Here is a 14,627-nt window from a genome sequence, read left to right on the forward strand (position 1 = left end):
GGCGCGGTTCGGGCCGCGCCCCGCCTCCCGCGTCAGAAATATCAGCGCCCACACAGCCCATGATCCAAAACACTTTCAAAACAAGCCCTTATGCGGAAACGGCGGGGATGCCGGCGGTCCGGTTCCCGGCCTGGGCCTTGGGCCTCCTCATGGCGTCCACCGCCCTGGCCGGGGAACCGGAACCGGGCGCGGAAGACCCGGCCAAAGCCCTGGAACTCCCCGATGTCGAAGTGGTGGGCATCACCCCCTTGCCGACCCTGGGATTGCCGGCCAGCGAGGTGCCCGGCAATGTGCAGTCGGTGGAGGACGAGCAGATGGACCGGCAGGAATCCTTGAACCTGCCCCGGTTCATGAACCGCAACCTCAACAGCGTCAACATCAACGACGTGCAGAGCAATCCCTGGCAGCCGGACGTCACCTACCGCGGCTTCAGCGCCTCGCCCCTGATCGGCACGCCCATCGGCCTCGCGGTCTACCAGGACGGCGTCCGCATCAACGAACCCTTCGGCGACACGGTGAACTGGGACTTGATCCCGCAATCGGCCATCGCCAACCTCGACCTGATTCCTGGCTCCAACCCCTTGTTCGGGCTGAACGCCCTGGGCGGCTCGCTGTCGATCCGCACCAAGAGTGGCCGCACCCATGCCGGCACCCAGGCCGAATTCAACGGCGGCTCGTTCGGACGGAAGACCTTCGAGTTCGAGCATGGCGGCTCCAAGGACGAATTCGATTGGTTCGTCACCGGCAATGTCGCCGAGAACGACGGCTGGCGCGACCATTCCCACAGCAATGTGCACCAGTTGTTCGTGAAGCTGGGCTGGGAGAACGAAACCACCGACGTGGACCTCAGCTACACCTTCGCCAACAACAGCCTGACCGGCAACGGTCCCCTGCCCTACAGCCTGTTGCAGGCCAACCGCAACTCGGTCTACACCTACCCCGACACCACCAAGCCCGACCTCAGCTTCTTGAACCTCAAGGCCAGCCACGAGTTCTCCAAGGATTGGCTGCTGGCGGGCAACGCCTATTACCGCAGCAATGTCATCGATACCTTCAACGGCGACGTGGCCGAGGATTGCGAGCAGTTCGCGACCTATGCCGAGTGTTTGAACGAGGACGGCGAACTATCGCCCTCCGCCGTCAACCGCCGCTCGCGCAGCAACGAGGACGGCACCGGGGCGCAGGTGCAATTGAGCTATCTGGGCGACCTATTCGCGCTCAAGAACAACTTCACCTTCGGCACCAGCTACGACTACGGCCACACCGATTTCACCCAGTCCGAGCAGGCGGCGGCCTTCACTTCGAGCCGGGGCACGGTGGGCCTGGGAGCCGCGGAGCAAACCACCCACGCCAAGGCCACCAACCAATATGTCGGCGTGTTCGCCACCGATACCCTATCGCCCACGCCCTGGCTGCACTTCAACGCCGCCGGACGCTGGAACCAAGCCGAGATCGAGCTATCGGGCTATGGCACCGACGAGGAAGGCGGACGCACCTCGCTGGCCGGCCACCACACCTTCAACCGCCTGAACCCCTCGGCGGGTTTCACCCTGCAACCCTTGGACGCCTTCGCCGCCGATGGCGGGCCGGTCAAGGAGATGACCTTCTATGGCAATTACAACGAGGGTTTCCGCGTCCCGACCCCGGTGGAACTGACCTGCGCCGACCCCGAAGCGCCTTGTTCGCTGCCCAACAGCTTCATCGCCGACCCGCCCTTGAAGCCGGTGGTATCGAACACCTTCGAGGTGGGTTTGCGGGGCAAGCTGGGCGAGGACATCCGCTGGACCACGGCGCTGTACCGCACCGAATTGAGCAACGACATCATGTTCATCAATGTCGGCGGCAGCGGCTTGACGCGGGGCTATTTCCAGAACGTCGGCAACACCCTGCGGCAGGGCGCGGAAGTGGGCTTGCAGGGCGGCCATGGCGGCTTCAACTGGTACATCAATTACAGCTTCATCGACGCCACCTACCAGACCCACGCCACCTTGCAAAACGCCTTGGGACCGGAGACCGTCAGCCCCGGCGACCGGATTCCCGGCATCCCGCAGCAATTGGTCAAGCTGGGCGCGGAGTATGAAATCCTGGACGGCTGGTTCTTCGGCGGCGACCTGCAATACGCCTCCAGCCAATACCTGCGCGGCGACGACCAAAACGTGCTGCCACAGGTGCCCGAATACACGGTGGTCAACCTGCATACCCGCTACAAGGTCGAGGAGCATGTGGAGCTATTCGCCATGGCCAACAACGTGTTCAACACCGACTACTCCAATTTCGGCGTGGTGAACCGCAATTTCTTCACCGGGGCACCGGATGGCGGCACGCCGGAACGCTTCCTCGGACCGGGCGCGCCCATCGGCGCTTGGGCGGGGGTGCGGGTGCATTTCGATTAGCCCCGCCCCGCCCGCGAAGTTTCCGCCGCACCGAGAATGGCGGATCGAAAAAACCGTCTAAGCCAGCACCGGACCCCGAATCCAATCCCGGCCCCGGCCCCCTCAACGGGCCGGGGTCGGTTCGGGACCGCCCGGCGCCACATCCCACGGACGGGATGACCCCACACAAATCCACGGCGAGGAATGGACCCATGCCGATACCCGCTCCCGAATCCAGCCGATCCAATCCCGCACCGACCCGCGTCCGTGCGATCCTCAACCCGGCCGCCGGCTCCCGCCAGGATGTGCGGGACGCCCTGGAACAAGCGTTCGCGGCGCGGCCCGACCTCCATTGGGAAATCCTGGAAACCCAGGCCGGGGACGACGCCCGCCGGTTCGCGGCGGAAGCGGTGGCGCTGGGCCACGACCTGGTCATCGCCTGCGGCGGCGACGGCACCGTGATGGAAGTCGCCGCGGGCCTGAAAGACAGCCCGGTGGCCCTGGCGATCATTCCCTGCGGGACGGCCAACGTCCTGGCCAAGGAACTGGACCTTCCCGATAGCGTGGAAGCGGCGCTGGCCCTGGCCCTGGACCCGGCGGCGGCGATCCGGGCGGTCGATATGGGTTGCGTCGATGGCCGCTTGTTCTTGCTGCGGGCGGGTATCGGCTACGAAGCCCTGTACAACCTCGAAACCTCCCGCGAGGAGAAGGCGCGTTTGGGGCGCTGGGCCTATCTGCTGGCGGCGCGGCGCGCCCTGGCCCGGTTGCGCGAAGTCCGCTACGCCATCACCATCGACGGGGAAACCCATACCACCCGCGGCATCACCTGCATGATCTGCAATTCCGCCGGGGTGGGCATCGCTTCGCTGCGGATGGCCGGTTGCGCCAGCGTCGGCGACGGCCTGCTGGACGTGATCGTGCTGCGCGGCTTCGGACTGGCCCAGATCGCACGCTTCCTCGCCAGCTTGGTCCATAGCCTGCTGCCCTTCCTGCGCGACAATCCGCCACCGCTGGAAGACTATTGGCAAGCCCAAACCATCACCGTGGAATGCAGCCGCCGCCAATGGATGACCCTCGACGGCGAGCCGTTCAAGCAGTCCAAGCAGTTCACGGCCAGCGCCGTGCCCCAGGCCGTGCGGGTGCGGGTGCCGGCGGCGGCGGTGGAACCGGTCCCATGAGGCGCGAAGGCTCGATCCAGACCGAGTTGAGGCGGCTCGGCACCATGCTCCACAGCCATGGGCCTTATCTGACGCTCCTGGCCGGACTCGACAAAGCCTGGCGCTGGCTGACGGGAGCGCCGATCTGGTGTTTCAGCGGGGTCGCTCCGGGCATCCTGTTGGGCGGACAGCCCGCCCGCCGTATCGTCAGCCAGATGTACCGGCGCGGCGTGACTGGCGTGGTGAACCTCCGCGCCGAGTACGACTCCGTCCAGGAAGTGGGTGGCACCGGGCTGGATTATCTGTTCTTGCCGGTGGCGGACAACCATGCGCCCAGCCTCGACCAATTGCGGCAAGGCGTGGCCTTCATCCGCCGGGCGGTCGCGCAGGGGGGAAAGGTTTATATCCACTGTTGGGAGGGATTGGGCCGCGGCCCCACCTTGGCGGCGGCCTGGCTGGTCAGCGCGGGGGATGCGCCGACGGTGGCCTGGGAGCGGGTGCGGAAAGTCCGGCCCTTCATCCGGCCCACGGCGGGACAGGTGCGGAGGATCGAGGAATTCGCGGCCGGGCTGCGGCGCTAGGGCATTACGTTATTTGGGTGGATACGTACTCCATGCCCACCGGGATAGCGCGGAAGCGTGGGCTGAGCGCACCCAAACCGAAAGCGCCCAGGGTCCGGGGCGGCTCGATCCAAGCCACCCCGGACTTGCGGGGATATAGCGCCTATAAGTCGCCCAAGTCCTTATCCGTCACCGCCCCTTCCGAGGCCGAGGACACCAGCTTGGCGTATTTCGCCAGCACGCCCTTGGTATAGCGCGGCGCGGGCCGTTGCCAGCGGCTCAAGCGCTCGGCGATTTCGGCATCGGACAGGTGCAGGGTCAACTCGGCCTGCTCGGCGTCGATGGTGATGCCATCGCCATCCCGAACAATCGCCAAGGGACCGCCGACATAGGCTTCCGGGGTGATATGCCCGACCACGAAGCCATGGGTGCCGCCGGAAAAGCGCCCGTCGGTGATGAGCGCCACCTCCTTGGCCAAGCCCTTGCCCATCACGGCGGAAGTCGGCGACAGCATCTCGCGCATTCCGGGACCGCCCTTCGGCCCTTCGTAGCGGATCACGATCACATCGCCCTTTTGCACGGTGCCGTCGAGGATGGCTTTCAACGCCAGTTCCTCGCACTCGAACACCCGCGCCTTGCCGGTGAAGCTCAAGCCTTCCTTGCCGGTGATCTTCGCCACCGCGCCTTCCGCCGCCAGGTTGCCCCGCAGGATGACGAGGTGGCTGTCCTTTTTGATCGGGTTGGACAAGGGGCGGATCATGTCCTGGCCCGCCGGGTAATCCGGGGCTTCGGCCAGGTTCTCGGCCAGGGTCTTGCCGGTCACGGTCAGGCAATCGCCATGCAGCAGCCCCTGCGCCAGCAACACCTTCATCAAGGGCTGGATGCCGCCGATTTCGACCAGTTCGGCCATGGCGTAGCGGCCACTGGGCTTGAGGTCGGCCAGCATCGGGACGTGCTTGCCGATGCGGGTGAAATCGTCCAGGCTCAAATCCACACCGCAGGCATCGGCCATCGCCAAGAGGTGCAGCACGGCGTTGGTGGAGCCGCCCAGCGCGATGACCACGGTGATGGCGTTCTCGAACGCCGGTTTGGTCATGATATCCAGCGGACGGATACCCGCCTCCAACAATTTCAACACCTGCGCCCCGGCCCGCTCGCAATCGCGCTGCTTGTCGGCGGAAATGGCGGCCTGGGCCGAACTGCCAGGGAGGCTCATCCCCAAAGCCTCGATGGCCGAGGCCATGGTGTTGGCGGTGTACATGCCGCCGCAGGAACCGGGACCGGGAATGGCCTTGGCTTCGATGGCCTTGAGTTCGGCGTCGTCGATGCGGTCGTTGGCGCGGGCGCCGACCGCCTCGAACACCGAGACGATATCCAGCTTCTTATCGCCATGGCAGCCGGTGAGGATGGTGCCGCCGTAGACGAACACCGCCGGGCGGTTCAGCCGCGCGATGCCGATCAGGCAGCCGGGCATGTTCTTGTCGCAGCCGCCGATGGCGACCAAGCCGTCGAAGCCCTGGCAACCCACCACGGTCTCGATGGAATCGGCGATCACCTCCCGCGACACCAGGGAATATTTCATGCCCTCGGTGCCCATGGAAATGCCGTCGGAAATGGTGATGGTGTTGAAAACCACCGCCTTGCCGCCGTTGCCGTCCACGCCCTGGGCGGCATCGTCCGCCAGCTTGTTGATGTGCATATTGCACGGCGTCACCATGCTCCAGGTCGAGGCGATGCCGATCTGGGGCTTCTTGAAGTCGGCGTCGGTGAAACCCACCGCGTGCAGCATGGCGCGGCTGGGGGCGCGTTCCATGCCATCCACCACCTGGGCGGAAAAGGCGCGGGGATCGTTGTCGGTGCTACTCATCTCTCATCTCCGAAGGTAAGGACCACCGGGCGGAAGCCCGGATATCAAAAGGAATCCCAACTGGCTTTCTTGCGCCAACTGAGCTTGGGCAGGACCACGCCCAGCAGCATCCCGGCGAACAAAACGCCCGCCCCGATCATGAACCAGCCCTGGCGGTAGTCGCTTTCCAAGGCGGTTTTCTCGCGGCGCAGGGTTTCCACGTCGCGTTCCAGCTCGATCACGTATTGCTGGAGGCGGTCGCGCTCGTCCTGGATTTGGACGGCGTTGGCGGAGGCTTGGCGGATGGCGATCAACTCGGTGTTGAGGCGCTCGATCTCGGCCCGGTGCTGGCGGCCGACATGGTCCAAGCCTTCCTTGCCGGATTGGACGGCGACCAGTTCCTCCTTGAGGCGGCGGTTGTCGTCCTGCACCGCCATCAGCTTGCGGCGGGCCTCGTCCAACTGGGAGCGGATCAGGGGTTCGGTGGTGAGATAGCGGGTCAGCACCCAGCCATCCTCGCCGTTCTCCAACTTCACCAGGGAATAGCCGGTGTCGTAGTTGTCGCCCATGATGGTCACCGGCGTGCCGGAAGGGATCATCTTCAGCACCTTGTGCTGTAGGGTCTGCCCGGCGCGCATCTGCACTTCCAGCTTGTCGGTGATGTACCCTTTCTTGGGAGCGGGGGCGGGCGCGGCCTGCGCGGCCAGGGCGAACCCCAGCGCCAGCGCGAGCGGGATTATTTTGTTCATGGAATTGGGACGGCTGCCGGGAAATCCATTTTAGCAACAAAGCCTCCCGTGCTTCATGGGCGGGCGGGAACGGCACGGGCGGGGAATCCGCCCGGGATGGCCTCGCGGCCGCACGGGCGGGCGGCGGCTCAGAGGGATTGGAGCAAAGCCTGGGCCTGGGCCCGCTCGGGGAAGTCCTTGTTCTCGGTCAAGAGGCGTTGCAACTGCTGGCGGGCCTCCTCCTTGCGGCCCTGCTTGACCATGGCCTCGGCCAGGTGGATACGGATCAAGGGGTGCTGCGGGGCGTGGACGGCGGCATCCTGCAACAAGGCGATGGCCTTGTCGAGCTTGCCGTTCTGCATATAGACCCAGCCCACCGTGTCCATGATCTCGGGATTGTTCTCGGTCGCGGCCAGGAGCTTTTCCGACAGCGGCAACGCCCTGGCGTCGCCCACTTCCTGGTACAGCCAGATCAGGTTGTTGAGGATGACCGGGTTGTCGGAACGCAACTCGTAGGATTTTTCATAGGCGGCGACGGCCTCTTTGACCTTGCCCGCCTCCTGATAGCCCATCCCCAGCAGCATCCAGGTTTCCACGTCCTTGGGATTGGCCTTCAACCACTGGTTCAACACCTCGAATCCGGCGGGCTGTTCGCCCAGCAGGGTATGGGCCTGGTACATGCGCCGGACCACGATGGCGCTGGGCGCGGTCTTATAGGCCGCCCCGTAACCTTCCAGCGCCTTGCGGTATTGCTTGCGGGCGAATTCGATATCGGCCTCCAATTGCACGCCGGTCGTGGCCTTGGGCTGCTTGGCCTTGAGTTCGGCGGCGAGTTTCAGGGCGTCGTCGAATTTGCCTTCCTGGATATAGTAATCGGCCAGGGAGATATAGGCCGGGATGAAATCGGGAGTGTCGGTGGTCATGCCGCGCCATTCCTGGATCGCGGAAGACTTGTCGCCGGCCCGGTAGAGGGCTTGGGCGAGTTCGTGGCGGAATTGCGGCCTATCGGGCGCCCTGGCCACCAGCTTCCTGAAGCTGCCCACTGCGGTGGCGGCTTGGTCGTTGGCCAATTGGACCATGCCGAGATTGTGGATGACCTCGACATCGTCGGGGGTGTTGGAAGCGGCGTCGCGGGCGGTATCCAGCGCCCGCAAGGGCTTACCCTGCTGCAAATACAAGCGCGAGAGCAGCACCGCGACCTGGGGCGACTTGGGATTCTTCTCCTTGGCGTCGTTCAGGTATTTTTCCATCTTGTCGTAGTTCTTGCGGTTCTCCTCGATCTGGGCCAGCCCGATCAGGACCGAAACGCTCTTGGGGTCGTGTTCCAGCAGGGTTTGGTAGACCTTGACCGCGCCCTCGACATTGTTATGGCTGAGTTCCACCTTGGCCAGGTTGAGCGCCGCCGGGGCGTAGTCGGGCTTGAGCTTGAGCGCGGCGCGCCAGGCCTCGACCGCCTTGGCCTCGTCTCCCTTGGAATAATACGCCGCGCCGACCAGGTTGAACGGCAGGGGATCGTCCTTCATCTTGTCGTGCAGCTGGTTGGCGGAAGCGACGGCCTCGTCGTATTTCTTCTGCTGGATCAAGGCCAGCACCAGCATCACATCGGCCTGCAACAGGTTCTGGTCCAGGTTCACCGCGGCCTTCAGGTCGGTGACGGCCTCGTCGAGCTTGCCGGCCGCCAACTGGCCCAGGGCGATCTGGGCCTTGATCGCGCCCGCCTTGGGGTCCAGCGCGGCGGCGCGGCCCAGGTATTCGTTGCTTTGCTCGTAATCCTTGGCCTGGAGGTAGGCGCTGCCCAGCAGCGAGAGGAACTGGGCATCGTCCTTGGCTTTGTCCTCGACCGGCTTGAGCACCTGGATGGCCTCCTGCGGCCGGCCGCGCTTCATGCGGGTGGCGGCCAGGAGCTTGACGGCGGGCAGGTTGTCGGGCAGCTTGGCGACGAATTGCCCGAGTTGGCTCTCCGCCATTTCGTAATTGCCCTGCTGGAAGGCGATGGTGCCGAGCAGGAGCTTGGTGGGCAGGTGCTCCGGCATGAGGTTGGCGGCCTTGCCCAGCAACTCGTTGGCCTCTTGCAGCTTGCCGTTCTGGAAATCGACCACCGCCGCCAGATACAGCCCCATGGGATGCTTGGGCGCGAGCTTGCGGACCTCGGCGATATCCTTGTTGGCCTCGGCGATCTTGTTGAGGCTCAGATAGGCCGTGGCCCGCCCGAGCCGGGCGCGGAGATCGTTGGGCAGGCTGTCCAAGCCCTGGCCGAAGGCATCGACCGCCCCCTGGTTATCGCCCTGCAAGCGCTTGGCCTCGCCGATGATGATATGGGCGTTGCCGTTCTTGGGATCGCCGACCAAGACCCGCTCGGCATACTCGATGGTCTTCTTGTAATCCCCGTGCTGGGCGACCAGCAGGGCGAGGCCGAGCAGGGCCTCGCTGGAGCTGGGTTCGAGCTTGAGGGCGGCGTCGAAACTGGCCTGGGCCTTGTCGATATTGCCCTGGGAGAGATAGGCCACGCCGTGCAGGCCGTAGACCTGGGCGCGGACGCCATTGGGCAAATCCTCGTCGGGCTTGACCCGCTCCATCAGCATCTTGAGGTCGTTGTTCATCAGATAGGACCGGCCCAGCAGCACGATCCAACGTTCCTTGGGCACCTTCAATTCGCGGGCCTTCTCGAAGGACTGGGCGGCGGCGGAACCATCGCCCAGCTTCATGTAGACCTCGCCCACCATCATCCGGGCCTCGGCGTCGTTCGGGTTCTCCTGGAGGTAGTTCTTCAGCTCGATGACGGCGGCTTTGTATTCATGCTTCTGGATGTAGCTGCGGGCGGCGTCGATCAAAGGGCCGCTGGCGGCAAAAGCCGGGCCTGGGCCGCCGAGGACGGCGACCAGGGCCAAGAGGCGTAGGCTGTGCTTCATAGGTGGTTTCCCCCTAAACCTTGAGGTTGAATTTGGTTAAGAGCGCGTACAGCGTGGGGCGGGCCACTTCGAGCAGTTCGGCGGCCTTGGTGACGTTCTCGCCGGCCTCGCTGAGCGCCATGCCGATGGCTTGGCGCTCGGCCATTTCCCGCGCCTCGCGCAGGGTCAACAGCCGCCGCTTGGCGCTGGTCGGCAAGAGTTCCAAATCCTTGGCGTCGATCAAGGGGCCCTGCGCCATCACCACGGCGCGTTTGATCTTGTGTTCCAGTTCCCGGACATTGCCGGGCCAATGATAGGCTTCCAGGGCGGCCAAGCCTTCGTCGGTGAACCCGAGGAGCTGGGCGCGGCGCATCTGCTTGGCGAATTTTTCCAGGAAGGCCCGCGCCAACACCGCGACATCCCCGGTGCGCTCGCGGACCGGCGGAATATTAATGATCATTTCGTTGATGCGGAAGTACAGGTCTTCCCGGAACCGCCCGGTCTCGATCAGCTTGGCCAGATTCTGGTGGGTGGCGCAGACCACCCTCACATCGACCTTGAACGGCTGGCGTCCGCCCACCCGCTCCACCACCCGTTCCTGCAACACCCTGAGCAGCTTGGGTTGCAAGGACAAGGGGATATCGCCGATCTCGTCCAGGAAGAAGGTACCACCATCGGCCAGTTCGAACTTGCCCTTGGTTTGCTGGGTGGCCCCGGTGTAGGCGCCGCGCTCGAAGCCGAACAACTCGCTTTCCAACAGGTTCTCCGGGATGGCGGCGGCGTTGACGGCGATGAAGGGCTTCTTGGCGCGGGGACCGAGGGCGTGCAGGGCGCGGGCCAGGACTTCCTTGCCGGTGCCGCTCTCGCCCAGCAGCAGCACGGTGATATCGGTGGGGGCCAAGCGCTCGACCGTGCGGCAGACCTCGTGCATTTCCGGGCTGGCGGCGACGATGCCTTCCAGCGGGTTGGTGATATGCATCCGCTGCAAGCGGCGGTTCTCCTCCTCCAGGGCGTGGAGCCGGAACGCCCGGTTCACCACGAACGCCAGCAAGGTGGGATCGATGGGCTTCTGGAAGAAATCGTAGGCCCCGAACCCGATGCACTTGACCGGGTTGAACTGGTCGTCGTTGCCGGTGATGACGATGACCTTGGTCTGCGGAGCCATCGACAGGATGTCGTTGAGGGTGGCGAAACCCTCGCTGACCCCGCCGGGGTCGGGCGGCAACCCCAGGTCCAGGGTCACCACCTCGGGCTGGTGGCGTTTGACCGCGGCCAGGGCGGATTCCCGGTCGTCGGCCGTCCAGACCTTGTATTGATCGAAACTCCAGCGCAACTGGCTTTGCAGGCCGGGATCGTCCTCGACGATGAGCAGGGTTTGGTCGGTCAAGCGGATTTAACCTCTGTGGCGGATGGTTCGGCCAGATCGGCGGCGGGGAGGCTGCAACTGAACCGGGCACCCTGGCCGGGTTGGCTGCGGACGGTCAATTCGCCCCCCAGGGAGCGGATATATTCGCGGCTCTCGTAGGCACCGATGCCCATGCCGGTCAACCCCTTGGTGGTATCGAACGGTTTGAACAAACGGACCCGGATGAATTCCTCGTCCATCCCGTGCCCATTATCCTCGATATCGACCCGGACATCGCCCCGCCCCGTACTTCCGAGCCGCACCTCCACCCGGCCATGCTTGCCGGCGGCGTCCTGGGCGTTGTGGATGAGATGTTCGAGGGCGGAGGCCAGCCGGTCGCGGTTGGCCCGCACCCAGAGCGGCGCGGCGACCCCCTGGTAGTCCGGCTTGGGCAGTTGCACGCCGCGGGCCGCGACCACCTCGCGCAGCAAAGCCCCCATCTCGATGGCGCTCGCCGCCTGCCCCGAGCCGAAATTCTTCAACTGCGACATCAACCGGCTCATCTTGCCGACGGCGTGGTCCACGGTGCGGATGGCATCGGCCATGAACTCGGGGTTGTGGCTGTGGCGCTCGGCGTTGCGGACCACGAGGCTGAGCTGGGCGATCACGTTCTTGAGATCGTGGATCACGAAGGCCGACAGCCGGTTGAAACCCTCGAACTGGCGGGCCTCGGTCAAGGCCCGCCCGGCGTCCTCCAGGGCCAGGTAGCTGGCGGCGAGACGGCTGCCGGTCTTGAGGAAATCCAGGGTTTCCCAGTCCCAGCGGATGGCGGTCCGGGGCGTGGTCAGCAACAACAGCCCGTAGACCGGCCCGTCCTTGTGGAACAAGGGCACCAGCAACCAGGCGTTGCCATAGGCTTCCAGCCAGGCGGGCCGGTTCAGCCCTTCGTAGAGTTCGGGAAAGACCAGCATCTCGTCGAGGTTGAGGATCCATTCCATCCTTTGCATATAGAGGAGGGTGGGGTCGTCGGCCTCGATGCGGGGAATGTCGATCCCCGGTTCGCCGAAGCTGGCCCGCTGCGCCAACCAACCCTGCGGTTCGTGGGTCCAGAGGACGCCGCTCGGGCTTTCCACCGCCTCGCCCAGGGCGATGATGATGCGCTGCTCCAAGGACAGGCTGGAGCGGGTATCCGACAAGGTGTTGATGATGCGCAGCCATTCGCGCCGGTAATCATAGGCCGAATTGAAAAAATTCTTGACCAGGAACACCCGCACCCGCGCCCGCATCTGCCCCGAGAACAACAGCAAGGCCAGCAGCAGGAACGCGCCCACCAGGAACACGATCTGCGCCACCGCGCCCCATTCCCCGCCATAGGTCCTGATGTAGTAGCCGACGGTCGCCATCAGCAGCAGATAAACCCCCGCCCCCAGCAAGGCGGCGGAATGGAATACCACCTGCCGCGATACGAAGATATCGACCGTCCATTCCGGGTTGCGCGCCGCCGACACCGCCAACAGCGGCGTCAACAAGGCCGACACCGCGCCCCGCGCCGCCCATAAATCCGGGCTGATGCGGTGGAACAGCAGCGCGTCGGAATAAAGATAGAAATCGTAGGCGAACATCCCGCCCAGGCCGAAACAGACGAATTTGATGCGCCATCTCAGGTCGGTGCGGGTATTGCGGAAATATTGCTCGACCAGCACCAAGCCGATCAAGGCCAGGCCGATCTGGCCCAGCAATTGGTAGGCGGGGCGGAAAACATCCGGGTAGCGGGTTTCCAACCAGGGCGCGATCCACAGATAACCGAGCTGGCAAGCCACGGCGATACGGAGGCCGCGCCGGATCGCGGCACCATCGCCCGCCTCGGCACCGCCCTCGTCGCAGCGGGGACTCAGCAGTTTGCCCAGGAATTCCAGCCAGACATAGGTGCGGACCAATTCCACGATCCAGATCAAACGGGCGGGCGACAAGTGGTAGCCCTCTTGCAGCCCCAGCGCCAAGCACCATACCGCCGTGGCGCTGGAGGCCAGGATCAGCCAGCGCCCCCGCGCATTGCCGCGCCAACTGGCGAACAGCAACACATCGAGCACCACATAGGCGATCAAGCCGGACAGATAGCTGAGGGCGCCGATGCTCACGCCAAGACTCCGGGCCTAGCGGGCACCCTTGCCCCAGACCACCACTTCGATGGTTTGCAACATGATGAGGAAATCGAGGAACAGGCTGTAGTTCTTGACGTAGTAGAGGTCGTACTGCAATTTTTCGATGGCGTCCTGGTAGCCGGAACCATAGGGATAGCACAATTGCGCCCAGCCGGTGATGCCCGGCTTGATCCGGTGGCGCTCGGCGTAATAGGGGATGGTCTCGGCGAATTTCTCCACGAATTCGGGGCGCTCGGGCCGCGGCCCCACGAAGCTCATCTCCCCCCTCAGCACATTGAACAACTGCGGCAATTCGTCGATGCGGGTCTTGCGCATGAACCGGCCCACGCGGGTCACGCGGTCGTCGTTCTTCGTAGCCCAACGCGCCTTGCCGTCCTGCTCGGCGTCGGTGCGCATACTGCGGAACTTGACGACCTGGAACGGCTGCGACTGCTTGCCGACGCGGGTCTGGCGGTAGAACACCGGGGCTTTGTAGCCGCTCTCCAACAAGATGGCGAGGGTGGCCAGCAGCATGATCGGCCAGGCCACCAACAGCAAGCCGAGACTGGCCAGGATATCGAAAGCCCGCTTGCCGAGTTCCTGCACCCCGCTGTACTGGAACCCATCGGAAAACACCAGCCAACTCGGATGCAGGCAATCCACCCGGATCAAACTGGCCTCGCGCTCGAAGAAGCTCAAGAGGTCCACCACCTGCATCCCGCTCATCTTGCAGTCGAGGATTTCATCCACCACCAAGCCGCCGCGGCGGTCGTCCGGGGCCACCACGATCTCGTCGATCTCCTCCTTGAGGGCGAATTCGTGCAAGGGGGTCTTGAGTTCGCACAGCTTCAAGGGATTGACCCGGCACGGCTCGTTGCCCATCTGCACGAAGCCGACCACCCAGAAGTTGAGGTTGGCGGCGCGTTGCTCGAAGTCGTGGATCATATTGGCGTTGTAGCCCGCCCCCAGCACCAACACCCGCCGCCGCAAGGCCCGCCGGTCCACGAACTTCAAGAACACGAAGCGCGATATCAGCATCAAGGTGAGCGCGGCCAGCAAGGCATAGCCGAACACCCCGCGCCCCACGAACACTTCCGGGAAGCCGTAGAACACCAAGCCCATGGCGATGGTACCGGCCATGAAAGCCCCCAGGATGCGCAGCAACAGCCCGGCGTCACCCCCGCTTTGCACCCGCTCGTACAGTCCCATGCCGGTGGTGCTGACCAGCATGATGACGGTGAAGATGGTGGAAGCCACGGCCCGTTCCCCGAACAGCGCCAGCTCCGTGCCTTGCGGGAAATAGCGGAGGATGCCCCCCCAATAGAACGCGGAAAAAAAAGTACCGGAATCCAGCAAAAACACGAGCAAATAGACGCTGGAGACATAATGCCTGAATATGCGAATCATGGGATTGTGTGATATGGGTCTTCGTGATGGTCAAATTCGACCGGCTCCCTCTTGGGCATGCCCCCGGAGGCGGGAAGGCCGGGGTTCCGCGCTCCGGCGGGTGCCGCGCCCCCCGGCGCGGTTTCCGGGAAACCCGGATAAGGATACGGCGGCGGGCCGCCCATCCAAAGGCGGGAAGCCCGC

At 64.5% G+C, this 14,627-nt stretch carries 9 protein-coding genes; 3 read left to right on the forward strand and 6 right to left on the reverse strand.

All coding sequences use genetic code 11. The features are described 5' to 3' along the window. Window positions 1-107 precede the first annotated feature (107 nt). The 3 genes from K5658_RS17315 (at window position 108) to K5658_RS17325 (ending at window position 4,110) form a co-directional block, all read left to right on the forward strand. Window positions 108-2,393 carry a TonB-dependent receptor gene (locus K5658_RS17315; RefSeq protein WP_221064335.1) on the forward strand — a complete coding sequence of 762 codons (2,286 nt, stop codon included), beginning with the start codon at window positions 108-110 and terminating at the stop codon, window positions 2,391-2,393. 191 nt (window positions 2,394-2,584) lie between these two features. Next, window positions 2,585-3,550, forward strand: a complete 966-nt coding sequence (locus tag K5658_RS17320; protein WP_221064336.1) for a diacylglycerol/lipid kinase family protein — start codon at window positions 2,585-2,587, stop codon at window positions 3,548-3,550. Next, the gene (locus tag K5658_RS17325) at window positions 3,547-4,110 is read left to right on the forward strand and encodes a protein-tyrosine phosphatase family protein (RefSeq protein WP_221064337.1); all 564 of its coding nucleotides are present in this window, start codon (window positions 3,547-3,549) and stop codon (window positions 4,108-4,110) included. The genes K5658_RS17320 and K5658_RS17325 overlap by 4 nt, the downstream gene beginning before the upstream one ends. 142 nt (window positions 4,111-4,252) lie before the next feature. On the opposite strand, the gene ilvD is transcribed toward K5658_RS17325, so the two are convergent. The 6 genes from ilvD to K5658_RS17355 all read right to left on the reverse strand — a co-directional run bounded on the left by ilvD (window position 4,253) and on the right by K5658_RS17355 (window position 14,444). Then, a complete protein-coding gene (gene ilvD, locus K5658_RS17330) occupies window positions 4,253-5,956 on the reverse strand; it encodes a dihydroxy-acid dehydratase (RefSeq protein WP_221064338.1) in 1,704 nt (567 codons plus the stop codon). 44 nt (window positions 5,957-6,000) lie between these two features. Beyond that, window positions 6,001-6,684 carry a TIGR04211 family SH3 domain-containing protein gene (locus K5658_RS17335; protein WP_221064339.1) on the reverse strand — a complete coding sequence of 228 codons (684 nt, stop codon included), beginning with the start codon at window positions 6,682-6,684 and terminating at the stop codon, window positions 6,001-6,003. Window positions 6,685-6,812: 128 nt separating this feature from the next. Beyond that, on the reverse strand, window positions 6,813-9,572 hold the full coding sequence (gene prsT, locus K5658_RS17340; protein ID WP_221064341.1) for an XrtA/PEP-CTERM system TPR-repeat protein PrsT: 2,760 nt from the start codon (window positions 9,570-9,572) through the stop codon (window positions 6,813-6,815). Between the two features lie 13 nt (window positions 9,573-9,585). Next, complete coding sequence (prsR, locus tag K5658_RS17345) at window positions 9,586-10,938, reverse strand: PEP-CTERM-box response regulator transcription factor (protein WP_221064342.1); 1,353 nt, start codon at window positions 10,936-10,938, stop codon at window positions 9,586-9,588. Next, window positions 10,935-13,034: an XrtA/PEP-CTERM system histidine kinase PrsK gene (gene prsK / locus K5658_RS17350; RefSeq protein WP_221064343.1), complete on the reverse strand. Its 2,100-nt coding sequence runs from the start codon at window positions 13,032-13,034 to the stop codon at window positions 10,935-10,937. The genes prsR and prsK overlap by 4 nt, the downstream gene beginning before the upstream one ends. 15 nt (window positions 13,035-13,049) lie before the next feature. After that, window positions 13,050-14,444 (reverse strand): TIGR03013 family XrtA/PEP-CTERM system glycosyltransferase, encoded by a 1,395-nt coding sequence (locus K5658_RS17355; protein WP_221064344.1) that lies wholly within the window; start codon window positions 14,442-14,444, stop codon window positions 13,050-13,052. Window positions 14,445-14,627 lie beyond the last annotated feature (183 nt).

The organism is Methylomagnum ishizawai (assembly GCF_019670005.1).
In the GTDB taxonomy this organism is placed as follows: Bacteria; Pseudomonadota; Gammaproteobacteria; order Methylococcales; family Methylococcaceae; genus Methylomagnum; species Methylomagnum ishizawai.